The following is a 23,716-nucleotide window of genomic DNA, read 5'->3' as shown; positions in this document are numbered from 1 at the left end:
CGCAGACCTCAAAGATGGTCTTCGCCAAGTCCAAACCAATACGCACAATTTCCATGATATGTCTCCTTGCTTTGCAAAGGCGCAATCGTCGCCGCTTGAGGGCGGCGGGGTCCATACCATTGGCTCCTGCATAGCAAGAGATTTCTGTGATTGCGACGGTCTGTCAGTACAGTCGTGTGTCCGGCCTGTTTGTGTGGCGTTTGCCACTGGCCCTCCCTCTCATCGCTGCAAGCAGCGACTGCCGGGCAATGGATGGGTTCCGCAAGCGAGGTTCCTATCGGGTTAGCGACCTCGAGGGCCGGGACATTCGTCGGAGTGTCCTTGCTCTTGGTTGACTTAGTTTCGCATCATCACATCAAGCGTCTTGCATCTCTTGGCAGGATCAGGCGATCGGCTGCCGGTATTCCTCTCCCTTGGTCAAGATTGCCCAGATGATCCGGGCGGATTTGTTTGCCATGGCGACGGTGGCGAGCCTGAAGGGCTTCTGGTCGAGCAATTTGGCGGTCCAGATGTCAGCCTTCTCCGGCTTGTTCCTCGCCATGAGCGCCCGTGATGTCATCCCGACAATCAGCAGCTTTCGGATGTACCTGTCGCCTTTCTTTGTAATGCGCCCGAGACGCTCTCGGCCGCCGCTAGATTTGTTCAACGGAGTGAGACCCAGCCACGCGGCAAAGTCGCGACCAGTCTCGAATTGTTTTGCATCGCCGATGGTGGCAACTACAGCCGAGGCTGTGATTGGGCCAACCCCCGGCATGCGCATCAACCGCCGCGCACCTGCGTCCAGCCATGCGTGCTGTTCGATCAGTTTTGTCAGCCCGTCGATCCGAGCATTGAGGCCGTTCAGCTGATGGCACATCACGCCGAGAATGCCATCTGCGATCTCGGGCATTTCTAATTTTGCTTCGGTGCCGTGTTCTCTGGCGAATTTTGAAACAGCCTCAATGCCCGTCGGCAGGATGTGACCAAACTCGCGAAGGATGCTGCGGATCATGTTCACGACCTGGCTGCGCTGGCGGACAACCAGATCCCGCGCCCGATGGATGGCGAGAACCGCCTGCTGGTCTTCTGATTTGATCTCGACGAAGCGCATGGTTGGTCGACGCACCGCTTCGCAGATCGCTTCCGCATCTGCCGCATCTGTTTTGCCGCGCTTCACGTAGGCTTTGACATAGGCCGCTGGCATGAGCCGAACATCATGGCCAAGCTTGCTGAGTTCGCGACCCCAGTGATGCGCTGATCCGCAAGCCTCCATCCCAACCACACATCGCGGCAATGTCTCGAAGAAGGCGATCAGCTTTGCGCGTTTGATCTTCTTGTTTATGATCCGACGCCCCGTGGCCGAAACACAGTGCACCTGAAAAACGTCCTTGGCCATCCCTCTCATTGATTGCGGTGCAATCAACTGCCGGTCAGCGATCCAGGCCCACGGTCTTTACTGTCATTGGGTGGCTCCTTTCCTAGCAGTCGATAACAACTGCACTTTGGCACGTTCGATGCCGGTGGAGCAGGAGCCATCCACCTCATCCGCTATGGGCCGAGATTGCATAGAGGCAATGTATTTGGCACCTACTCAGCAGCTCGAAAGGGCAAGTTGAGATGGCTGTGAGCCCCCCCGCAACCATCTGAATTCTCTAAATCTAACTCATGCCAAAGCATGCAGGCAGCCTTATCCCGTCAATTACGGCTGCTAGTATGCTAAGGTCATTGATCTCGCTGTCCGATGCATCGGCCAGTCGTTTGCGACAAAAAGGCGGTACGAGACTGGTAGGCAACATGGACCAAGGGCCTGCGCTGCGCGACTGGAATATAGGCCCGCTCTTCTGCAACCAACTTCAGCTGAAACAACGCGCCGCCCTGCTTACTGGCAGAGGAAACCTCTGTCGTGCCGATACCTGTTGAGTAAAATCGGGTCGGATCAGTGAGGAGGTTCAACAGCCTTCGGCTTTAACGACGAGCGTACGCGATTCTGCGCTGTAACTCCCTGTAGTTTGATTCCGATATGATTCCGGATGCTCAACATAATATGGGCTCCAAAAACCAAAACGCCACCAACTTATTGAGTTAGCGGCGTTTTTTGGTTGCGGGAGTAGGATTTGAACCTACGACCTTCAGGTTATGAGCCTGACGAGCTACCGGGCTGCTCCATCCCGCGCCAATTCGTAAGCCGTATTATGTCAGCGCTGCAGAAGGTGCAAGGCCATCCGGTAAAAAAAACAGCAGTTCCTTTAGTCTTTGATTTCTGGTGGGGCATAAGTGCTTGAGCGCTCCCAAATCTCTTTCACCCAGCGTGCCGGATGCACGTATTGCCGGATCGATTTTATCTTCTGCTCAGATTTCAAGGCGCGCAGAATATGGGCTAAGGGGGGCAGATGCGGGGTCTCTGCGCTATATTGACCGGCAATCGCATCTGGAGGGTTCAAACCTCCGGCAAAAATGACCACGCGTGTGCCCGGGGGGGCTTTGGGTTCCAGAAAGTAGTTCAGCGGAAAGCTGGGAATACACTCAATCCGGAAATGGCGCACCCAGCCTTTGGGCCAGAACTTGATACCGTTCGGCGCGTTCCGGGTGACGAAATGCTGCTCGAACCGATATGTATCTGCAATGCCTTGCGGATCAGCGGCAAACATCTGTTGCAGAGGAGCCAAAGCGCCCACAGGCATACGATAGACCGACGTCTGCCCCAGCTTGTGCAGAGGTTTGGCCGCATTGCGGGCAACGACGACATCTTCTGGCGCGCCAAAGGTGAAAAACGGGTCCAGCGACCCTGTGATCGTGACATCCAGATCGACGAACAGAAACGGGCCGGTGAGGTCCCCAAGCTCAGAGGCCCAGAGCCTTGATTTTGGCCACTGTCCAATTGTGTTTTTGGGCATGAACCCCGGCATCTCGGGCAGGTCAAAGCAGTCCACCGCCGGATTGACCCCATCACGCGTGTCGGTGAAGGCGACAAATCGAAACGGCGGCGTAATATTTGCCCGAACCATTTCATAGAGGCGGTTGATATAGGGAGCCCCGTATTTTGTGCCCCAATTGATGCATACAATCTGCTTGTCCATGGGCACAGCGCTAGCAGCCATAAGCAACATCATCAAGTTGGGTGATTTTGGCAGTTGGCGGTAAGGCGCCCCACCTGCGAACGACCCGATCTGTTTCCACCTGGCGGCTTTGCAAATGGCAACGGATTGACCATGCAGGCCGGGGCGTTGATCATTGAAGCCTTGAAAGCATGCTTGCGCACCAGAGGACGGTCATTGTGGGCATATGCATTTCCGCTGCCCCCCGATCAGATTCCTGTTTGAAATGAGAACAAAATATGAACATATGGGGTCGTGTATGGAAAACGATTCTTTATATGGGCAGGTTATCCGCCTGCCGCAGCGCAAGCTGCGCAAAGCGCGTACCCCAGAAGCGTTGGGGGCGCGGCCAACGCTGACGGATGTACATCCGGCAAAGCCTGGCGATCTGGCCGGGGTCGGGTTTGTGTTGTCTTTGCTGGCCCGAACCACTGGGCCGATCCTTTGGGTGCAGGATCACGCCTCCCGGCGCGAAAACGGACACCTCTACACCCCTGGCCTGAAAGCGCTTGGCGTCTGTCAACCGGTCCTGCATGTGACCGTCAATCATCCGCGCGACGTTCTCTGGGCGATGGAAGAAGGGGCCAGCTGCGGCGGGCTCTCTGCTGTTATTGGCGAAATCCACGGTGCCCCCGGAGTGCTGGATTTCACGGCGACCAAGCGGCTTGCCATGCGGGCCGAGACCTCTGGCGTATCGGTTTACCTGATCCGCAGCGGCGATCCAGGGGCCTTGAGCGCCGCGCGGGAGCGTTGGCGGTTAGGGGCCTTGCCGTCGCGCCCAAATGCACACGACAGCCAGTCACCGGGCAAACCGCAATGGCAGGCGGAGCTCTTTCGGGCACGGGGTCGCCCGCCGGGGCGGTGGATTGCACAATATGACCCGGACGCCCCGAGAGCCACAGATCGTCTCCGTCTGGTTTCCCGACCTGACGCTGGAGCGGTGGCAGCGGGTGCTAAGCCAGTACCGGACCGTGCCGGGGGATGATGTGCCCGTCATCCTGTCACGCGACGGGCCGCATGGTCCGGTGATCCACAGCATGAACCAAACCGCCCAAGGGCGCGGGATATCGACCGGGGGCCGTGTCGTGGATGCCCAGGCAATCCACCCCGATCTGCATGTGGAACCCGCTGATCTGAACGGCGATCAGGTCCTGATGCAGCGGCTCGTGCATTGGGCGCGCCGCTGGTGTCCATGGACGGCACAGGACGGCACCGATGGGCTGGTGCTGGATGTCACCGGATGTGCGCATCTCTTTGGCGGCGAGGCCGCGCTCCTGCGCGATATCACCCGGCGCTTTGCCATGCAGGGTCTGACAGCACAGGTGGCCATGGCCCCTACGCGGGGCGCGGCACAGGCCATGGCCCGATATGCTCCGGCATATTCGATTGCCGCGCAAGGTGATGTGGCTGCAGATCTCGCCTCTCTGCCCGTGGCCGCCCTGCGTCTTGAGGGGGATATGATCCGTCTGCTGACCCGGTTGGGCCTCAAGACGATCGGCGCGCTGGCCGATGTACCCCGTTCAGCGCTGATGCGCCGCTTTGCCAATATGGCGGCAGATCGCAACCCGCTTGTGCTGCTGGACCGCGCCTTGGGGCGGGCCTCCGGTCCGCTCAATGCCCCGCCGGATCATCGGCATTTCATGGCGCGCGCGCGACTGGCCGAACCTGTGATTGACCCTTTGCCGCATCTGGCAGGGCTGGTGGAGGACCTCTGCGCAGCCCTTGCCGCAGCCGAACAGGGCGCGCGCCAGCTGCAGCTCACCATCTACCGGATCGACAGCGAATACAGAACCGTTCGGCTGGCGACCGCGCAGGCAAGCGGTGACCCCGCCCATCTCCTGCGGTTGTTTGATGGCAAGCTTGACGGGATCGATCCTGGCTTCGGCTTCGATCTCATGACGCTTGAGGCGCTGCGGGTCGAGCCCGTTCCCTTGATACAGGACCGCCTTGATGGCACGCAGGATACGCAGGCAGATGTCGCAGGCCTGCTGGACAGGCTGACAGCGCGTTTGGGCAAGGACAAGGTCACATGGTCCACATGGCATGAAACCCACAAGCCAGAGCGTGTTGAGGGCCGTGTGCCGGCGCTCAGCGGCGCGCCCTGCGACCCGCCAGATTTGAGCCGCGAGCGCCCCCTTCACCTGCTGCGCCCTGCCGAAGAGGTGCAGGTGATCTATGCGGTGCCCGAAGGCCCCCCATCGCAGTTTCACTGGCGGCGCGTGGCCTATAAAACAGTGCGCTACGCGGGGCCGGAACGGATTGCGCCGGAATGGTGGCAGGACCGCGCGGGCACCCGGCTGCGCGACTATTACAAGGTCGAAGTTCAGGATGGCCGTCGTTTCTGGCTCTACCGCGAAGGCGTGATGGAGGACGGGCGGGGCGGCACGCCGCGCTGGTTCATGCACGGGTTCTTCGCCTGATGGTTCAGGTCAAATATAAACCGCCGCTGCGCGCCATCGGCCCCCACTGCGGGCGCCGTCTTGAAAAGGAGAGGCGATAGCATGCCCCTGCAAGAAGGGCATAAGCGCCGGACCTTGGGAGAAGACAACGGCTTTGTCTGGCACCCTCCGAGCGCTTATGTGGAATTCGGTCTGGCGAGCTGTTTTTCGTTTCTGCGCGCGGCCTCGGATGCGGTTGATCTGACCGCGACGGCCAACCGGCTGGGCTATGATCGCATCGGCATCGCGGACCGCAACACGCTGGCTGGTGTCGTGCGGGTACACATCGAGGCGCAAAAGGCTTGCGTCCGCCCGTTGATCGGGACGCGTCTGGTGTTGCTCTGCGGCACGGAACTTCTGGCTTACCCGCAAGACCGCGACGCCTACGGGCGTCTCTCGACGCTGCTCTCCAAGGGCAAGATGCAAACCAGCAGCGGCGATTGGCAGGACAAGGGCGAGACGCATCTGACGCTTGAGATGCTGGCCACACATGCGGAGGGGCTGCACCTGATCGTACTGCCCTCCGAAAACCTTGATCTCTTTGAGGCTAGCCTGTCCCGGCTGCTCCAAGCCCTGCCGGGGATGCGCCATATCGGGGCGTCGTTTCTCTACCGTGGGGATGACCGCGCCCGTATCAACCGGCTGGATGCGCTGGCGCACCGCCATGGGCTGACAATTTTCGCTACCAATGACGTGCTCTATCACGCACCGGATCGCCGCCCGTTGCAGGATGTGATGACCGCCATCCGGGAAGGCGTGACCGTGCCGAATGCCGGATTTCTGTTAGAGCCAAACGCCGAACGCCATCTGAAGTCGTCCGCCGAAATGTGCCGTCTCTTTGCCGGCTGGCCCCATGCCATTGCGGCCACGCGGGCCCTGGCAGACAGGATCACTTTCAATCTGACCGATCTGAAATACGAATACCCGCATGAAATCGTGCCCGAGGGCCGGTCGGCGCAGGAGGAGTTGGAGCGGCTGACATGGGAAGGCGCAGCACGGCGGTATCCGGGCGGCGTACCGGCGCCTGTCGTACAGACGATCGCCAAGGAATTCGCCCTCATAAAGTCAAAGGACATCGCGCGCTATTTCCTGACCATCCGCGATATCGTGCGTTTTGCCCGCGAAGAGGCGGAGCCGCCGATTCTCTGCCAGGGGCGCGGGTCCGCGGCCAATTCCGCCGTCTGCTTTTGTCTCGGCATCACGGCGGTCGATCCTGACAAGACAAATGTGCTGTTCGAGCGGTTCCTGAGCGAAGAACGCGACGAGCCGCCCGACATTGATGTGGATTTCGAACATGAGCGGCGCGAGGAAGTCATCCAGTACATGTACCGCAAATACGGCCGGCATCGCGCCGGTCTTTGCGCCACGGTGATCCATTACCGCCCCCGCTCTGCCATCCGCGAGGTCGGCAAGGCGATGGGCCTCTCTGAGGATGTCACCTCGAAGCTTGCAGGCACCATCTGGGGCAGTTTCGAGGGACAGATGGACGATGACCGCGCCCGCGAGGCCGGGTTGGACCTGTCGGATCCCTATCTGCGCATGGTGCTGAAACTGGCAAAACAGATGATCGGAATGCCGCGCCATCTCAGCCAGCATGTGGGCGGGTTCATCCTGACCGAACGCCCGCTGACCGAGATCGTGCCCATCGGCAATGGCGCCATGCCCGAGCGCAGTTTCATCGAATGGGACAAGGATGACATCGACGCGCTGCAGATCTTCAAGGTCGATGTGCTGGCTCTGGGGATGCTGACCTGTATTGCCAAGTGTTTTGACTTGATCGAAGCGCATTACGATCGACCGCTTGAGCTGGCGACGGTCCCGGTTGAAGATGACATGCCCGACGATCAGCGCCCGACCTATGACATGCTGTGCCGGGGCGACAGTCTGGGCGTTTTTCAGGTGGAAAGCCGGGCACAGATGGCGATGCTGCCCAAACTGCGTCCGCGTAAATTCTACGATTTGGTGATCGAGGTGGCCATCGTCCGTCCCGGGCCCATTCAGGGTGATATGGTACATCCCTATCTGCGCAGGCGTCAGGGGATCGAAACGGTCGATTACCCACGCCCTGGCCCTGAACATCCTCAGGACGAGCTTGAGAGCATTCTCGGCCGAACGATGGGGGTGCCGATCTTTCAGGAACAGGCGATGAAGATTGCCATGGATGCGGCCAAGTTCACCCCCGCGCAATCAAACGAATTGCGTCGCGCGATGGCGACCTTCCGGTCGCGGGGCACGATCGAGACGCTGCAATCCCAAATGGTCGGAAACATGATTGCGCGCGGGTACGACCCAGTTTTTGCCCAGCGCTGTTTTGACCAGATCAAGGGCTTTGGCGAATACGGGTTTCCCGAAAGCCACGCCGCCAGTTTTGCCAAACTGGTCTATGTCTCAAGCTGGATGAAATGCCATTACCCCGCGGCCTTTGCCTGTGCGCTGCTCAATTCCCAGCCGATGGGTTTTTATGCGCCCGCCCAGATCGTGCATGACGCCCGCGATCACAGCGTCGAGGTCCGCGCGGTTGATGTGAATTATTCCGACTGGGGCTGCACGCTGGAGCCTTCCAGGGACGGGTTTGCCCTGCGGTTGGGGATGCGGCAGGTGGATGGGATGCGCAAGGAGGCAGCGTTGAGGATTGTATCATCGCGTGATCGGCCCCATGCCGATCTGGCAGATCTGAAATCCCGCGCGGCACTGGATGCAGGGACGGTTCGCATCCTGGCGGCAGCCGACACAATGCGCAGTATGGGGATCGACCGCCGGCAGGCGCTTTGGCAGGCACAGGCCCTGAAAGACGCCCCCGCATTGCCGATCTTCGAGCACGCACAGACAGCAGCGCACGGCCCCGATCCGCAGGTCACTCTGCCCAGAATGCCCAAGGCCGAACATGTCGTGGCCGACTATCAGACACTGCGCCTGTCGCTCAAGGCGCACCCTATGGCTTTCTATCGCAACAGCCTGCGCGCCCAAGGATTTTCGGCCACATCAGACTTGCCTAATATGAAGCATGGACAACGGGTTTCGCTGGCCGGGCTCGTCCTGGTACGCCAGAAACCGGGCAGTGCCAAGGGCGTTTGCTTCATCACCCTTGAGGATGAGGTCGGTGTTGCCAATCTGGTGATCTGGCCCAAGATGTTCAAATCCTACCGCGCCATCATCATGTCCACCCGCCTGATGGTTGTGCATGGCCGGGTTCAGACGGATGGCCGGGTCATCCATGTGGTCGCCGACGACCTGCAGGACCGCAGCGACCGGCTTGCGGGGTTGTCCGAGGCGCCACTGCCTGAAGTCACCACGCGCGGCGATCATCCGACCCATCCCCTTCACGCTCAGGTTGGGATCAGAGGCCACCCGCGCAATGTCCGTGTCATCCCCAAGTCGCGTGATTTTCACTAACGCCACTGTCTGGGAGCGGCGCGACCGTTTTTCGCAAACACTACAACTGCCCGCAATACGGCGAGTATTTCCACCCCTTTGGCTGACGTTTTACCAGCGCAGGAGGCAGTATATTCCCCATCGGTCCTGGAAAACAAAGGGTATCGATCCCGATGCCCGCCACCTCTTTGAGAGCTTGCAGTGTACCACTTAGAATTTAGCGATTGCCTTGGTCCGCCTTGCAGACCTGAAGCCCCTTGCAAGCCCTGCGCGCCAATTGGAATTGACGTATCGGCCCCTGCTGGGTTGTAGGTTTTTGCTTCTCAAAGCTCAGATCGGCAGCTCAAGCGTGGCTTTTTCTGTTGCCACGACGATGGATGTCCTAAACTTCCTTACATTCTTGTCCGCAAAGAAAAACCGATGGGTGAAGGCCTCATAGTCCGCGATATCCCTAGCCATCACGATCATCATAAAATCGGCATCCCCGGCGATGCAATAGAAATGAGTCACCTGCCGGTCTTCCCGCGCCTTTCGCTTGAAAGCGTCAATCTGATCAAGGCGATCTCTCTCCAGCTCGACAGCAACGATCGCGGTAACGCCAAGGCCAAGCTGTTTGGGATCAAGGACGGCGACCTCTTTCTGGATCACACCCGTGTCGCGCAAGACCTTCAACCGACGCTGAACCGACGCGGTTGATATCCCGGCATGGTCAGACAGTTCCTGGATCGAGGTCTTTGCATTTTTCTGCAACACAGCAAGAAGCTTCTGGTCAACCCCATCCATGATATACAAACCTCAAGTAAAACACTCCGGTGATATTAAGTTATCATATATAGGCCCAATTGTCGGTTTTTCATATCAAGTTTTAACTCTAATCTTTGCCGAATGAAACGCGGCGCAATTGCAATCCTCCCCCTTGCTGTCGGAGCAGCCATCTACGGCTTTGCCTTTGGCCTACTGGCAGCTCAGGTCGGTTTCCCGTGGTGGGGTGTTGGCTTGATGAGCGCGAGCACGCACGCCGGATCCTCCCAGATCGTGGCAGTTGAACAGTTTTCAGCCGCATCAGCCGTATTTGGAGCGGCAATGGCGGGCGCGGCTCTCAACTTGCGTTACATCGGGATCGTCGCTTCCCTCGCCGAGATCCTTGACGGGTTGCCTTTGCGGTTAAAACTGCTTGCCATCCACCTTACCGGGGATGAGAACTGGGCGCTTACAATGTCAGAACGAACCAGATCCAAAGACATCGGAGCACCGTTTCTGATCGGATCAGGCCTCGTGATGATAAGCGTCTGGACAACATCGACTGCATTAGGTGCAATGGTCGGTGCCGCTCTGCCCGACCTTGAAAAATTTGGATTGGGCTTTGCGTTCACGGCGGCGTTTATCGCGATGGCAAGAGGGCTGTGGCGCGGGCGATCAAATGCTCTCCCCTGGACAGTTGCCTTCGGAGCTGCCGCTGTGCTCGTTCCTCTTGGTGTTCCCAAAGCCTATGCCATTGTGGCCAGTGCCTTCTGCGGCTTAGTCATATCTGTCTTGCTACGCCAAACCGAACATGCTGCGCAATGAACGGCCCCTATTGGATACTCATCCTGGTCCTCGCCCTGGTGACTTTCTCAATCCGGGTCGCAGGGTTGCTGGTTGGTGACAGACTGAAGGCATCGCGCCATGCGTGGATGCTGGACAATCTGCCCGGCCTGATTGTGGTCAGCCTCGTCGCGACCTCGCTTGCCGGACAGCCTTTTAAGACGTGGGTCGCCGCGCTGATGGCTTTGGGTATCGCCATCGCGACGAATCATGTCATCGCAACCATGTGCGCGGGCGTTGCAATCTATGCCGCGTTCAATCTGATCTGACAGCGAGAGCCGGCGCAGCACCGGTCTCCGGAAACATCCGATTTGCAACAGCCCCGCAATAGACAGACGCTGGTTAGCCCAAATCGTTGGAAGCGCGTGGCGCAAGCACCACTGTGATATTCTGTCGTCAGCGTTCCGGAACCAAGGTCGGCTTGCCTTACGGGAAACGAAGATAAGTCTATCAGATGCCCGTTTTGGAAATAGTAACCATCACTGCCCAGCTTAGGACAGTATTAGCATCTCTGAAGTATCGCTGCAGCGTCATTCAAACTCTGTCGAGGTGAATAGTGCTGAAAACTATTTTACGGTTACCGGTTGGTGGAACAATGCTGCTTCTGACGCTGTCCGGATTTCTTGTGGCATTTCTCTTTTTTGGGTTCCAGCTCAGTACTGAACTGTCCCAAAAGCGCAATATTCATCAGGACATGCGCATGACAAGCCTGAGCAGGACAATTGGCCTGCTCACGCACGAGCTCCAAAAGGAACGGGGCGCCAGTGCCGGCTTTATTGCAAGCCAGGGTACGTCTTTTGTCTCTGAACTTGCCGAACAACGGAGAAACAGCGATTCTGTCATATCTCAATTCACGGATCATGCCGATGCTGTGCTGGAGCTCGACATCTCGTCCGAGCTGCGACAGAAACTGCAACTGGTCACCGACCAAATCCAAGGTTTGACCGGCTTGCGCAAGAACGTTGACGAAGCCAGCGTGACCCTGCCCGAAGCTGTGGGACAGATTACCACGCTCAACAATACCGCGATCAGCCTGCTGGTTGAGATGGCGAAACAGGTAACTTACGCTCCTGCGGCGATAGCCTTGCAAAAACAAGCCATCTTGATGAGCGCAAAAGACCTGGTTGGGCTTGAACGCGCGACGGGCGCTGCCGGTTTTGCGAGATCCGCATCAAACAACGGCCTCATCCCGGAAGAAATCAGAACACGGTTTTTGAACCTCGTTCTGGAGCAGGATAGCCTTTTCTCTGTCTATCGCGGGCTCGCTTCTGAGGATCTCAAGAGGCAGTTATCCGACCTTACCCAGGCCGATGCTGGTAAAACAGTTGCCGAATTGCGCAATGTGATACGTGAAAATGCGCCCGAAAACGTATCCAAGGTCGATCCAGAGGTTTGGTTTACGCAAATCACCGCGAAAATCAATTTGATTAAGGCAATTGAAGATAAAGGCGCGGAAGAGATTGCCAATTTCATGCTCGCAGCGGAGAAACGCGCGAATGACACGATCTTGCGCTCCCTGGCCGTTATCTCATTGACGACAGTCATCGTGGGGTCTTTCGCAGCATATCTGGTTTCTGCTGTGCGCACATCCCTGAGAGAAATATCCGACAGGGTCAGTGCCTTTGCTGACGGCGACATTGACTCAGACATCGTCCGCGCCCCACAGGCAGACCTTGGTAAAATCAGCGACGCGATGCAATCCTTTCAGCTGGCCGAGCAAGCGAGATTGCATCAGGTAAGTGTTCAGGAAGAACTGCAAATCAGCTCCGTCGCTGGCATCGAGCGTGTCATGAGAGACGTATCGGAAGGGAAGTTTTGGCCACCCCTCAAAATAAGGCTGCGCGACCTCAGCGGTGCCTCAAGAATTCTGGGGGAAGGCATCAATCAGATCATGGAAGAAGTCGGTCGTGTCGTCGTTGAACAGAACAAGCGGGACCAGGCTGTCTTGGAACGGCAGGAAGCGCAGGCAAGAGAGCAGGAAGAAGCTGTTCGGGAGATAAACGAGATTGTCGCGGCATGTGCCGACGGGGACTTCACCAAGCGGGCAGACACGAGCAATAAAACCGGTGTCTGGCGCGAAGTTTCGGAGGGGCTGAATATGATTTCCAGTATGTCGGATGAAGCGTTGCAAGACGTTCAGAAGATTATTACAGCGCTTGCCCTTGGGGATCTCGGAAAGCGAATGGGCGACCACTACAACGGGACATTCGCGGACATCGGTCAGGGGATGAATACCTCCCTCGGCAAGCTATCCGAGGCGTTTGTCCAGATCCAGAGTGAAGTAGACGAGCTGGGGTCGGCCTCTCACCAGATGCGTGACGGCATCGCTGATCTGAAAAGCAGGTCTAGTGAGCAAGCAGACACGATTGCAAACTCTGTGGCTGCCGCTGAAGTCCTCTCGACAACAGTAAAAGACAACTCCAAGCAACTGACTCAATGCCAGGACCTTGCCAACCAAATCGGGAATCAGACTGTTTCCAGCCAAGAGATAGCATCCGAAGCTGTGGAGCAGATTGGCAGTGTTGAGAATACGTCGGAACAGATGGAGAAGATTGTTGAGACCATCGACGACATTGCATTTCAAACCAACCTTTTGGCGCTCAATGCTTCTGTAGAGGCCGCAAGAGCCGGCGAAGCGGGAAAGGGGTTTGCAGTTGTAGCTTCGGAGGTTCGGTCTTTGGCAGAGCGCTCAGCCGCCGCGTCAAAACAGATTGGTGATTTGATTTCACGGAACTTGCAATCGGTCAATGCTGGCGCTGAAAAGGTGCGCATGACCGGTGAAGCGATCGAGAAGATCGAAGTATCGATGCGAGAGATTCTGAAGCTCGTTGACGGCGTTAGTCAAGGCGGCGAGAAGCAGACCAAGGAGATTTCGGAACTCGTGATCTCGATGTCTCGTCTCGACGAAAGCGCGAAACAAAACGCCGCTCTGGCAAGGACGAACGGCGACGTGATGGAAACGCTCTCCAGAAGTGAAAAGAGGCTGTCTTTGACCGTTAGCAATTTCCACGTACACCAAGACCCTGAAGCTGACAGCTTGAAGGCAAGGGTTGCTTAAATTGCGTGATTATTGGCAAAAACTTACTCAAAATATGGCTTTAGGATAAAACTGCGTGAATTTCATTAATGTCACCAAGCTCAAATCAGGCATTTGGACCAGGCATTGGTGTTAAACTTAGCGATCAATCGCAAGCTTCACGCAGGTCATTCTACACAACATGCAACGTAAGTGTTGCATCTGATCCTTCAGTCCACGGTTTCCAATTGGGAGGCATGCAGGACTCCCGTCCGGTTGTTTAAACAAAGCTGAACATATCCGCGTCCAGATCTGTGAATTGCGTGCTGCGCAGCGTCAGACTGTCCTCAGCATTGAACGGGAACCTCACGGTGTTGCGCGATGTCATGGCGGAGAACAGCAGCTCTTGAAAGCTGTCGGTGCCTTCGATGTCGATCACGATCTGGTCGGAAGGGCGGCTGAACACCCACCAGTCAAAGCCCGTAGCGAAATCTCGGATCATGTTATGCCCGCTGCTAAAGACAAAGGTATCAACACCGTGACCGCCAACCATCGCCGATGTAGACCGATTTATCCTTAGCCTGACATAGGGTGAAGACGTTGTTGGTTGGATCTGTCAGACCGCTGACGTTGGTACCATCAAAGAAGACCGTGCTCTCATCCGCCCCAGTTCACGTACCATCCCCGTCGAGATCTTGCAAAAGCAGCACCTGATCCTTGCGCTGATCCGCAACCAGAATTCCTTTTGTTGTACGTGTAAATATGCGCCCCATTTGGCCACTCCCAAGAAAAGAGTGAGCGCCTTGCGACCAGCTGGGTACTCGATGTGATTGATATTAGATGAATGCGTCTACAGTGTTCTTGAATGATTTTGCAACAAGGTGAAAACTGATTTCTGATTAACCTCCACGTCCTCCCTATTCGTGGTGTCGGCAAACCAGTACCGAGAGATTCTGATGCGCTGCGGTTAGCTCTGATCCGGTGAGCAAAGCAATACGGTCGATAAGGCTCCGCCACAAATCATCCAGACCGCCTCTAAAAAGCGGTGATGAGGCAGGCGATGTCCAACCCGGTCATGGATAAACCAAGCGGCAAAACTAGACCTGAACACTTTTGAAGGCGCGGGAGTTCACATCCGCACTGACTTGTTGAGATAGCATGCCCCAAAGAAAACCAGTCGTAATCGTCTGCACACCAAGTGATGCGCTGATCACCGCAAAAAGCGCGGGACGCACAATTACACTGGGATCAAGGTCCCCCCATCCTGCCTGCCACCAAAAGATCAGCGATGCGACAGCGGAGATAATCCCCGCGGCCAGGAGAAGCCCGCCGAACTGGCAGGCTCTGTCGACGCTTGCCCAAGCGGCAATTCTCTCGAATCTTGGGGAGCTCGGGAGCAATTTGAAACGCACGGCAAAAAGCCGTGCGATCCCATAAAAACAAGCCATCTGGTAGCCCGACAGGATGAGCGTGGAGGCGAGGATAAGCGCTGCAATATCGAAAGTGACGCCGCCCAATGTAATGGGGCCCATCATAAGAAGCGCAAAAAGTGAAAGACCGACACTCAACAGCGCCAGTCCAGGATAATAAAACAGCCAATGTGGCGCATAGGTAAACAGAAGTTTCAAGTGAAGCCATCCATCCCGCCAACTGCGCAGGTGAGGAGGGCGCGACCGGCCATCGCGACTGAGTGTCGTCGGTACTTCTTCGATCCGCATGTCTGAGAGAGAGGCCTTGATAACCATTTCAGACGCAAATTCCATACCGGGAGTGTCGAGCCTGAGCGACAGGATCGCTTGGCGGCTGAAACCGCGGAGACCACAGTGAAAGTCGCCGACGGGAGTACGGTAGAACACTCTCCCGATGGTGGAAAGCACCGGATTGCCCAGATAGCGGTGGAGGGGAGGCATCGCACCTTCCGCAATGCCGCCCCGAAACCGGTTGCCCATGACCAGATCCGCGCCAGCGCGCAATTGGTCCACAAAATCATCGAGCTGCGAGAAATCGTAGCTATCGTCGCTGTCGCCCATGATAACGTAACGACCCCTGGCCGCGTCGATACCAGCGGCAAGTGCAGCGCCGTATCCTTTACGCGGTGCATGTACGACCCGCGCGCCAAGGCTTTCCGCCAAGGCCTGACTGCCATCACTAGACCCATTATCCGAGATTAGCACTTCGCCAGAAATCCCCGACCGAACCAGATAGCTTTGTGCCTTGCGGATGCAGGTTTCAAGTGTTTCAGCCTCGTTCAGGCAAGGCATCAGAATTGTCAGTTCGATCATTAATTTGCCCTTTGGGGTCAAGCAATGGGCCACATCGGGCATTATCACTTGGCCAACAGAGCAACCAATCATGGCGCAAATTGGGACAAACTTGGGTTTAAAGCGGTCATCAGGCGCCAATCCCACATTCCAGAACCGCCACGCTATCGCACCGAAACCGCCACAGTTTTGCCCTCCGAACGACCTATGGCTTCACAAAGGCACTAAACGTGCGTGGGGCAGGCATGAGACAACAAGAAGACAGCATGGCATCTGGCAACGGATGGTTATGGACCTTCGTTTTGATCGCGATTGCCGTGATCTGTGGAAAGGTGGCTGTTTCTGGTGATGATGCATTGGCAGAACTTGCCAGCGCCGACAGCGATGACATTATGCGGTTTTTGTCTGTCCGGGACTGGCTGGCAGGGCAAGGCTGGTTCGACATGCGCCAGACAGGCGTTGTCGCGGAGGGCGGCCTGACTTTGCATTGGTCGCGGCTCATCGATCTGGGAATTGCGGCAATCATCTGGCCGTCGTCCGTTTTCCTCACCATGGAAGACGCAGAAGCTGTGGGGATCATTTTGTGGCCCGTGCTGCTGCACAGTCTGCTTATCCTCCTGACTGCGCGTGAAGCATTGCGGAATTTTGGTCCGCGCATCGCCGCGGGGGCCGTGTTGTGCCTTTTGATGTGGCCGCTGCTCTTGCACAACTATTTCCAAGCAGGACGGTTGGACCATCATAATGTGCAGATTGTGCTGTTGACGGTTGTCGTTTTCTCGTTGCTCCGGGATCGCCCGACTTGGCGCAGCGGGGCCATTGCGGGTTTTACAACAGCATTTTCGTTGGCGGTCGGGCTCGAGACTCTGCTGGCTCATGCCCTGGTCGGGCTGTTGCTGAGCTGGCGAGCGGTGCGCAGTCCTGACGTTTTCGCCCTGCCCCTCTTGGGCTATGCTGTCACGCTCGGCTCGGGCAGTGCCCTTTTCTTTGCCGTCCAGACCACACCATCGAGTTGGTTTTATCCCCAGTGCGATCAGCTTGGTCTCCCACTCCTCCACATTCTCGCGGTTACCAGCGGCGCAGCCGCGGTGCTTGCGTTTGCCTTGCGGCGCAGACCCAGCTACCTACAACGCCTCGCTTGTGCTGGCGTGCTTTATTGCGGTGCCTTGGCACTGGCAGCACCTGCTGTGCTTGTCTGCGCCAGCGGGCCCTACGGCAACCTGCCCCCCGCCCTTGAAGCGGCGATCTACGCAAACATTCGCGAAGCGAGACCCGCGTTGCTCTTGGCGTTGGAAGCGCCGGAGACCTTCCACGTCAGTGTCGCGCCACTTCTGACGGCATTGTTGTTCGCGACCGCGCTTTGGCGTTGCGACAGCGATCAGGCACGCAAAACCAAAATCGGCACCTTATTGATCTTTGGCTGGCTTGCGGCAATCGCTACGCTCTTTCAACTCCGGATGATCGTGATCGGGGCCGCCGTTGTTCCGATACTCACAGGATATGCTCTCGGCCGGGCTTGGGACTGGCGGCAAAGGCAAATGCAGGGACAATCCGCGACATTGGTGCTGCTCGGCGTCGGGCTGCTCACGGTCTTCTATCCCTATGCCTCCCGCGTCACGGCAAGTTTTCCGGAGTCCGTCAGTGCAGGCGAGATGCAGCAGGACACCATCGCCAGAAATTGCCGGACCCATGCGGCGCTCGAAACGTTGAGCGCGCTTCCGGAAGGATCCGTTCTGAGCCCGCTGAATTTGGGGCCCTCCATTTTGCTGGCCAGTGGTTTGCCTGTTCTGGCCGCACCCTACCATCGGAGCGCGGCGGCCCTCTCCAACGGCCTCTTGCCATTTATGGCTAAGGAGGCCGCATTTCGCCGGGCCCTTGCGGGCATGGACGCCGACTACATCGTCTTGTGCCGCAACACACCACACGCGGGCTTTGCCTCAGAACTGGCAAAGGGCGATCAGGTCGACGGGCTGCAACTGGTGCCGGGGATGCATCCCGCATTGGTCGTCTATGAGGTCATCAAGTGAAGGGGCGCGCCATACCGGTTGAAAAGGATAGCTTTGCGATGTTACTGCGCTTTTTGCTGGTTGGAAGCGGCTTCAGCCTGAGCTACGCGCTTCTGAATGCAGGTCTCGTTTCTGTTGGCGCTCCGCCCTTCTGGACCGCCCTTCTGCTCTATGCGGCTGCGATCCCACTGGCCTACAGTGCGCAAAGGCAATTTGCGTTCCGAGCAGAAACGCCGCGCAGCGGGGCCTTTCTTGTGTATCTGGCGACCCAACTGGGCAGTTTCGCGCTTGTGGCCGGGATCACCACCCGTTTTGTATCTCAGGTGTTCTGGGCTGATATGGCGCTGTTTCTGGTGACCGCAGCCGCAGCAGCTGTACTGAGCTTTGCAGTGAACAAGACCTTCGCCTTTGACAGAACGGACTAAGAAATGGCCCTTGTTTAAGTTTTGAGGCCACCCAACACGACACCGCTCCACCGGACACAACTCCGGTTGGGTCAGTATCTTACGTGGCCCAGACATCTCAGGCCATGGGCGTGAGCCGCGCAACAAAATGCAGCTTTCTTCCAAACACCATGTTAAAAGGAAAGGGATAAAGCGGTATTGATGTCTCGAACCGCTCGACTTCCAAGCGGGCGGCCTCAAACCACGACATCCAACTGGCCTTTGATGCATAGTTGTAGGGCAACACCACCCCATGCGGCGCATTTCCGACCCAGTCCATCAAGCGCAAAGTCATATGGTCAAAGGCGTTTTCGCTCAGGTGATCCTTGACCAGAATGGCTTTGCGCGCGACACGAGAGGCTTCCTTGATCAAGTTCTGGGGATCATCCGTGTGGTGCAGCACGTCAACGAAAGTGACCACATCCACACTCTTATCCCCGAAAGGGATGGTGTCCCCATCAAATTCGGTGACGGGAATATGCGTTTTTGGCCGCAGCATGATGTCGATGCCTTCGATCTCGACCCCCGGTGCCCTTTGCGCAATTTGCAGGGCAATCTGGCCGTCCCCGGTGCCGACATCGACAAGACGGCTTTTGGGCGGCACCAATGCCCCCAATTGATCCGCCAGAACGCGCACGCGGCGGTCGAAAACAGCGTTTTTATGCGCGCGCCGCAATAATGAAGGTGTCATCACTCTGCCCCAGTCTTCCATTTTCTCATGATGCGAGAAAAGAATAGGGTAGCTATAGTGCAATCGGGGGGCGAAATTGTGGCAAACCTGGACAGTTTGGCGGACAAGACTGCATCCACCAAAGACAAAGGGCCGGTTGGATCTGATGACAGATCCGCAGTGAGGGTTAGGACGACATCGCTGTCCTGACAGATACTCCATGCTGCAGAACACAAAGCTGCTGCTTTGCCTGTTAAGGCCCCAAGGGTTCTTGCGCCGTAAAGGCAGCTTCGGGGCCCGCTGTGCGCCATTGTGAATGGGTGACGGAAACGCGGCCATTCGTGTTTGGGTGCCCTCGGCACGACGCGGGCGGCTTGTGGCGGCCCGGCTTTCGGGGCAAGCTGGCGGTGATGAACCGATCACTCCGGGGGTACTGTGACCGCGATCTTCTGCAAAGAATCAAATCGATGACAGGCGGGCTGGTCGTGCGCGGGCTGAGCTTTGACTACGGCCCCAAAAGGGCACTCGACGGCGTGTCTTTCGACGTACCAGCCAATCGATTCTGTGCGCTGCTGGGCCCCAATGGGGCAGGAAAGTCGACCCTGGTGTCGCTGCTGACCCGGCTTTTAGTGGCACCCAAGGGCGACATCCGGATCGCCGGTCATGACCTGCGCGCCACACCCCGCAAGGCGTTGGCCGAACTTGGCGTGGTGTTCCAGCAGCCGACGCTGGACCTGAACCTGACGGTCAGGCAGAACCTGAGTTATTTTGCTGCGTTGCATGGCCTTGCCCGCAGCGAAGTGCCGGGCCGCATTGACGCGGCTCTGGACCGGCTCGACATGCGCGCACGCGCAGACGAGCGGGCACGCGCGCTTAATGGCGGGCATCGGCGGCGCATGGAACTGGCGCGCGCCTTGCTGCACGACCCCAAGGTTTTGTTGCTCGATGAGCCCACCGTCGGTCTTGATGCCGCCGCGCGCCAGGCCATCACCGAACATGTTCATGATCTTGCGGATCAGGGGTTCTGCGTACTCTGGGCGACACATCTGACCGATGAGGTGCGGGACAGTGATGCGCTTTTGGTGCTGCATCAGGGCCAGATCATTGCCACCGGGAGCACCGGGGATGTCAGGGGCGATCACTCGTTGTCAGACTGGTTTCTCAGCCAGACCGGAGCAACCGTATGAGCGGTTTTTGGGGGGTGACCCGCGCCATTGTCGGGCGCGAGTTTTTGCGCTTCATCCATCAACGCGAGCGGTTCATCGCAGCCCTCGTGCGCCCGCTTGTGTGGCTCTTGATCTTTGCGGCAGGGTTTCGGGCGGCCCTCGGGTTGTCGATCATCCCGCCCTATCAGACCTACGTCACCTACGAGACTTACATCGTGCCGGGTCTCTGCGCGATGGTCCTGCTTTTCAACGGTATGCAAAGCTCTTTGAGCCTTGTGTATGACCGCGAAATGGGCTCGATGCGGCTGTTGCTGACCAGCCCCTATCCACGATGGTGGTTGCTGTTCTGTCGGCTTTTCGGGTCCACCGCCATATCGATCCTGCAGGTCTATGCCTTTCTGGGCATTGCGGCTGCGTTCGGGATCACCCTGCCACCTCTGGGCTACATCGCCGTGCTGCCAGGGCTCATTCTGGGGGGGCTGATGCTGGGTGCGCTTGGCCTTGTGCTCTCCAGCTTCATCTCGCAGCTGGAGAATTTTGCGGGCGTGATGAATTTCGTCATCTTCCCGATGTTCTTTCTCTCCTCAGCCCTCTACCCCTTGTGGAGAATGGCCGAAAGCTCGCCTCTCTTGCGCGATATCTGCGCGCTGAACCCCTTTACCCACGTGGTCGAACTGATCCGGTTCCTGTTTTACCTGCAGATCAATCTGCATGCCTTGGCCTGGGTGGTGCTGAGCACCGCATTGCTGAGCCTGTTGGCCCTGTGGGGGTACGACCCGGCGCGGGGTCTCATGAAACGCAAAGGGTAGGCGCGTGGCCTTATACTTCCTTATCTTCGAAAGACACGGTGCGGCAGCGCCAGCTTTTGATGTCATGGTTGGGATGGCTCGCCGCCCATTTCGCCAGCTCAGGCTGCGCGCCCATCAGACACTGTATCGGGGTAATCTCCGTAAAGACCAGGCTGCGTTCGCGACAGTCATCTACTGCCGTCGACAAACAGGCGACAAACAAAAGCTCAATCATGGATCAGGATTTCCTATTTTTATTTTCTGCTCCTATGCACGCCTCGAACATAGACTAAAGTCGGTGAAAATTGCATTAATCAAGCACTCGAAGGGTCTCTCCGGCACGATTTGCAGAATAATCGAGCGCATTTTCGGCGCAATGGGCCGCCTGCCGACATGACGGACGTGATGCCCCCTCCGACCCTTTCGCTGAAACTGCGACTTGCCTTCGGCGCGGCTCTGTTGGGGGCAGGCACGGTGCTTACGGCCCTGATCCTGTCATGGGGGTTGAACGAGGTCGCAGGCAGGCTGGACGCCGCATTGGCCTCGGAAAACCGGATGGCACGCTATTCCAGCCTCTCGACACAGGCGTCCACCTTCCTCGTGGTGGCAACGGAGGCGGTGCAGACCGGTCGGCCTACCGCCAGCCTGATCGACCGCATCACCCCCGTAACGGAGCAGATGCAGCGAACTTTTGTGCAATTGCACAGCGATGTGGAAACCGCCGTCACCGCGGCGGAGGCCTTGGGGCTGGATGAGCAATCTCGTTATGCCACGCAATCCCTTGGTATCGCGCGGATGGAAGCGATGCTGGCCACCACGCTCGACGGTCTGGCCACGCAAACGGAAGACCCCAGCGAACTGCGGCCCTACCTTGACAGCTTTGCCTCCAGTTTCGATCAGCTGTTGAGCCAAGCCGTGAATACCGAAGTGCTTTTCCGCAATGCCATCATGGCGGGCATCGACAGTCTGCGCGTCCGGCTGAACCTTGTCGCCTTCGGGATCGCCACCGCCGCCCTCCTGGCAGTGGCGGTTTTCTACTTTGGTCTGATCCGCCCGCAATTCCGGCGGCTCGACGACTTGCGGGGTGCCGCGCAGCAGATCGGGCAGGAGGATTTCTCGGTCGCCCTGCCTGTCACCCGACAGGATGAAATCGGCCAGCTCGCCGCGATGACGAACCGGACCGCCGCAACGCTCATGGCGCGCAAAAGGGACGTACAGGCGGAGTGGGCCCGCCTCAACGAGACCATCGCACAACGGACTGAAGAGCTGCGCACCGCCAATGCCTCACTGGCCGAGACCGATGAGAAGCGCCGTCGCTTCTTTGCCGACATCAGCCATGAACTGCGTACCCCGCTGACTGTCATTCTGATGGAGGCGCAACTGGGTCGCAAAGGCACGCCTGAGCCCAAAGAAGCTTTCGCCACCATTGAAGCCCGTGCCACCCGCCTCAACCGCCGTATTGACGATCTGCTCAGGCTGGCACGCTCTGACACCGGTGAGTTGGCGCTCGATCCGCAAACCACGTCCCTCTCGGCCCTGATGCGCGATGTGCATGCCGAAATCCAGGCAGAAATCGACAGTGCGGGCATGGCGCTCGATGTCGCGGAGATCCCCGATACTGCCGTGACCTGCGATCCCAACTGGGTCCGTCAGGTCATCGCCAGCCTCATCCGCAATGCCATTCGCCACGCGCGCGGCGGGAGGATGCTCCGCGTCACACCGTTCGACGACAACACCCACGCGGGTCTGTCGATCATCGACAATGGTCCCGGCATTGCACAACAGGATCAGGCCCGTATTTTTGATCGCTTTGTCCAGGGGACCTCGGCGACGGCAGGTCAGGGCTTTGGCGTGGGGCTCGCGCTGGCCCACTGGGTGATCGAGGCGCAGGACGGGGAAATCCTGCTGACAAGCCCCTTGCCCCGCGAAGAAGCGCTCGGCATCGCACCCGGCACTAAAATCTCGGTTCGCCTGCCGCGTGCAAGCGTTTAATCTGATCCCATGAGCAAGCTCCTCATCATTGACGACGACCCGGAAATTACCTCCGCTCTGGCGCGGGGGCTGCAACTGCACGGCTATGAAACAGAGACGCAGAACCGCGCCGACCGGGCGCTGGACCGGCTGCAAAGCGGTACCCACGCCGGCGCCATTGTGGATGTCATGCTGGGGGCGGACAGTGGCATCGATCTGGTGCGCGCCGCCCGTGGCAAAGGTGTCAGCATCCCGATCCTGATGCTGTCGGCGCTGTCGGAAGTGGAACACCGGGCCGCGGGGCTCGAGGCGGGCGCGGATGACTATGTGGTCAAGCCCTTCAACTTCGATGAGCTGGTCGCGCGTTTGCGGGTGCAGGAACACCGCGTGAGCGCCACGCGCCCCGGTCCTGCACGCCTGTCACGGCACAGTCGCACCCTGCAAGGGGGGGACGCCACCGTGACCCTGACGGAGCGGGAGTTCGATGTTTTGACGCTTCTTGCCGGCAAGGCGCAGGCCCCGGTCGCGCGGGCGGACATTTTTGATGCCCTCTGGGCCAGCGACGGGTCGGGTAACGAAAATGTGGTCGATGTCTACATCGGATATCTCCGCAAGAAACTCTCCTCAGCCGATTTCGGAATGGAAATCAAGACGATACGTAATCGGGGTTTCTGTCTGACAGGCCAAATGCCGCTGCTCGAAGACGGCTGACACCGACCAAAGTCTTATCATCTCTTATAAATTAAGAGTCGCTCATCTTGGCAAGCTCTGCCACGATAAATAGGTAATCCCAGATGTTTTATTGGAGGAGATGCATATGGCTTGGACAAAACCAATCATCCGCGAAATTGAGTGCGGCATGGAAATCAACATGTACGGACCAGAGAACGAGGATCGTAACGAAGACCGCGACGATCTGTTCTGATGACG

Annotated in this window: 20 protein-coding genes and 1 tRNA gene; 14 read left to right on the top strand and 7 right to left on the bottom strand. The window is 57.9% G+C overall.

The genetic code is table 11. The features are described from left to right. Positions 1 to 382: 382 nt before the first annotated feature. The 3 genes from H7847_RS23870 to H7847_RS23860 all read right to left on the bottom strand — a co-directional run bounded on the left by H7847_RS23870 (position 383) and on the right by H7847_RS23860 (position 3,056). On the bottom strand, positions 383 to 1,384 hold the full coding sequence (locus H7847_RS23870; protein WP_227271999.1) for an IS110 family RNA-guided transposase: 1,002 nt from the start codon (positions 1,382 to 1,384) through the stop codon (positions 383 to 385). A gap of 691 nt (positions 1,385 to 2,075) precedes the next feature. Then, positions 2,076 to 2,152 (bottom strand) — tRNA-Met (locus tag H7847_RS23865). Between the two features lie 73 nt (positions 2,153 to 2,225). Next, positions 2,226 to 3,056 (bottom strand): glycosyl transferase, encoded by an 831-nt coding sequence (locus tag H7847_RS23860; protein WP_227272002.1) that lies wholly within the window; start codon positions 3,054 to 3,056, stop codon positions 2,226 to 2,228. Between the two features lie 277 nt (positions 3,057 to 3,333). On the opposite strand from H7847_RS23860, the gene H7847_RS23855 reads away from it, so the two are divergent. The 3 genes from H7847_RS23855 (at position 3,334) to H7847_RS23845 (ending at position 8,905) form a co-directional block, all read left to right on the top strand. After that, entirely contained in the window at positions 3,334 to 4,059 is a 726-nt protein-coding gene (locus H7847_RS23855; RefSeq protein WP_227271998.1) for an ImuA family protein, read from the top strand. Further along, positions 3,950 to 5,494, top strand: a complete 1,545-nt coding sequence (locus H7847_RS23850) for a Y-family DNA polymerase (RefSeq protein ID WP_227271997.1) — start codon at positions 3,950 to 3,952, stop codon at positions 5,492 to 5,494. The genes H7847_RS23855 and H7847_RS23850 overlap by 110 nt, the downstream gene beginning before the upstream one ends. A gap of 81 nt (positions 5,495 to 5,575) precedes the next feature. Then, positions 5,576 to 8,905: an error-prone DNA polymerase gene (locus H7847_RS23845; protein ID WP_227271996.1), complete on the top strand. Its 3,330-nt coding sequence runs from the start codon at positions 5,576 to 5,578 to the stop codon at positions 8,903 to 8,905. Between the two features lie 309 nt (positions 8,906 to 9,214). Here H7847_RS23845 and H7847_RS23840 read toward each other — a convergent pair whose 3' ends face one another. Then, positions 9,215 to 9,667: an Lrp/AsnC family transcriptional regulator gene (locus H7847_RS23840; protein WP_227271995.1), complete on the bottom strand. Its 453-nt coding sequence runs from the start codon at positions 9,665 to 9,667 to the stop codon at positions 9,215 to 9,217. Positions 9,668 to 9,769: 102 nt separating this feature from the next. On the opposite strand from H7847_RS23840, the gene H7847_RS23835 reads away from it, so the two are divergent. The 3 genes from H7847_RS23835 (at position 9,770) to H7847_RS23825 (ending at position 13,526) form a co-directional block, all read left to right on the top strand. After that, positions 9,770 to 10,450 carry an AzlC family ABC transporter permease gene (locus tag H7847_RS23835; RefSeq protein WP_227271994.1) on the top strand — a complete coding sequence of 227 codons (681 nt, stop codon included), beginning with the start codon at positions 9,770 to 9,772 and terminating at the stop codon, positions 10,448 to 10,450. Further along, on the top strand, positions 10,447 to 10,737 hold the full coding sequence (locus H7847_RS23830) for an AzlD domain-containing protein (RefSeq protein ID WP_227271993.1): 291 nt from the start codon (positions 10,447 to 10,449) through the stop codon (positions 10,735 to 10,737). The genes H7847_RS23835 and H7847_RS23830 overlap by 4 nt, the downstream gene beginning before the upstream one ends. 326 nt (positions 10,738 to 11,063) lie before the next feature. Beyond that, entirely contained in the window at positions 11,064 to 13,526 is a 2,463-nt protein-coding gene (locus tag H7847_RS23825; RefSeq protein WP_227271992.1) for a methyl-accepting chemotaxis protein, read from the top strand. Positions 13,527 to 13,764: 238 nt separating this feature from the next. Here the strand turns inward: H7847_RS23825 and H7847_RS23820 are convergent, their stop codons facing one another. Together H7847_RS23820 and H7847_RS23815 are read right to left on the bottom strand one after the other, a co-directional pair. After that, positions 13,765 to 13,986: a hypothetical protein gene (locus H7847_RS23820; RefSeq protein WP_227271991.1), complete on the bottom strand. Its 222-nt coding sequence runs from the start codon at positions 13,984 to 13,986 to the stop codon at positions 13,765 to 13,767. Positions 13,987 to 14,581: 595 nt separating this feature from the next. Continuing rightward, positions 14,582 to 15,886 carry a glycosyltransferase family 2 protein gene (locus tag H7847_RS23815; RefSeq protein ID WP_227271990.1) on the bottom strand — a complete coding sequence of 435 codons (1,305 nt, stop codon included), beginning with the start codon at positions 15,884 to 15,886 and terminating at the stop codon, positions 14,582 to 14,584. 104 nt (positions 15,887 to 15,990) lie between these two features. On the opposite strand from H7847_RS23815, the gene H7847_RS23810 reads away from it, so the two are divergent. Together H7847_RS23810 and H7847_RS23805 are read left to right on the top strand one after the other, a co-directional pair. Further along, a complete protein-coding gene (locus H7847_RS23810) occupies positions 15,991 to 17,769 on the top strand; it encodes a hypothetical protein (protein ID WP_227271989.1) in 1,779 nt (592 codons plus the stop codon). Positions 17,770 to 17,807: 38 nt separating this feature from the next. After that, complete coding sequence (locus H7847_RS23805) at positions 17,808 to 18,173, top strand: GtrA family protein (protein WP_227271988.1); 366 nt, start codon at positions 17,808 to 17,810, stop codon at positions 18,171 to 18,173. Positions 18,174 to 18,270: 97 nt separating this feature from the next. Here the strand turns inward: H7847_RS23805 and H7847_RS23800 are convergent, their stop codons facing one another. After that, positions 18,271 to 18,882, bottom strand: coding sequence for a class I SAM-dependent methyltransferase (locus H7847_RS23800; protein WP_227271987.1), 612 nt, complete (start codon positions 18,880 to 18,882; stop codon positions 18,271 to 18,273). 446 nt (positions 18,883 to 19,328) lie between these two features. On the opposite strand from H7847_RS23800, the gene H7847_RS23795 reads away from it, so the two are divergent. The 6 genes from H7847_RS23795 (at position 19,329) to pqqA (ending at position 23,711) form a co-directional block, all read left to right on the top strand. After that, positions 19,329 to 20,048, top strand: coding sequence for an ABC transporter ATP-binding protein (locus tag H7847_RS23795; RefSeq protein ID WP_227272001.1), 720 nt, complete (start codon positions 19,329 to 19,331; stop codon positions 20,046 to 20,048). Next, on the top strand, positions 20,045 to 20,836 hold the full coding sequence (locus H7847_RS23790; RefSeq protein WP_227271986.1) for an ABC transporter permease: 792 nt from the start codon (positions 20,045 to 20,047) through the stop codon (positions 20,834 to 20,836). The genes H7847_RS23795 and H7847_RS23790 overlap by 4 nt, the downstream gene beginning before the upstream one ends. Before the next feature lie 4 nt (positions 20,837 to 20,840). Beyond that, positions 20,841 to 21,212, top strand: coding sequence for a hypothetical protein (locus tag H7847_RS23785; RefSeq protein WP_227271985.1), 372 nt, complete (start codon positions 20,841 to 20,843; stop codon positions 21,210 to 21,212). Positions 21,213 to 21,220: 8 nt separating this feature from the next. Beyond that, positions 21,221 to 22,807 carry a sensor histidine kinase gene (locus H7847_RS23780; RefSeq protein ID WP_227271984.1) on the top strand — a complete coding sequence of 529 codons (1,587 nt, stop codon included), beginning with the start codon at positions 21,221 to 21,223 and terminating at the stop codon, positions 22,805 to 22,807. Between the two features lie 9 nt (positions 22,808 to 22,816). Beyond that, complete coding sequence (locus H7847_RS23775; protein ID WP_227271983.1) at positions 22,817 to 23,497, top strand: response regulator transcription factor; 681 nt, start codon at positions 22,817 to 22,819, stop codon at positions 23,495 to 23,497. A 106-nt stretch (positions 23,498 to 23,603) separates the two neighbouring features. Beyond that, the gene (pqqA, locus tag H7847_RS23770) at positions 23,604 to 23,711 is read left to right on the top strand and encodes a pyrroloquinoline quinone precursor peptide PqqA (RefSeq protein WP_227271982.1); all 108 of its coding nucleotides are present in this window, start codon (positions 23,604 to 23,606) and stop codon (positions 23,709 to 23,711) included. Positions 23,712 to 23,716: the final 5 nt, after the last annotated feature.

Origin of the sequence: Roseobacter weihaiensis (assembly GCF_020622345.1) — a bacterium.
Taxonomy (GTDB): domain Bacteria; phylum Pseudomonadota; class Alphaproteobacteria; order Rhodobacterales; family Rhodobacteraceae; genus Roseobacter; species Roseobacter weihaiensis.
The sequence above is the reverse complement of the archived record's forward strand: the minus strand, read 5'-3'. Positions and strand labels throughout refer to the sequence as shown.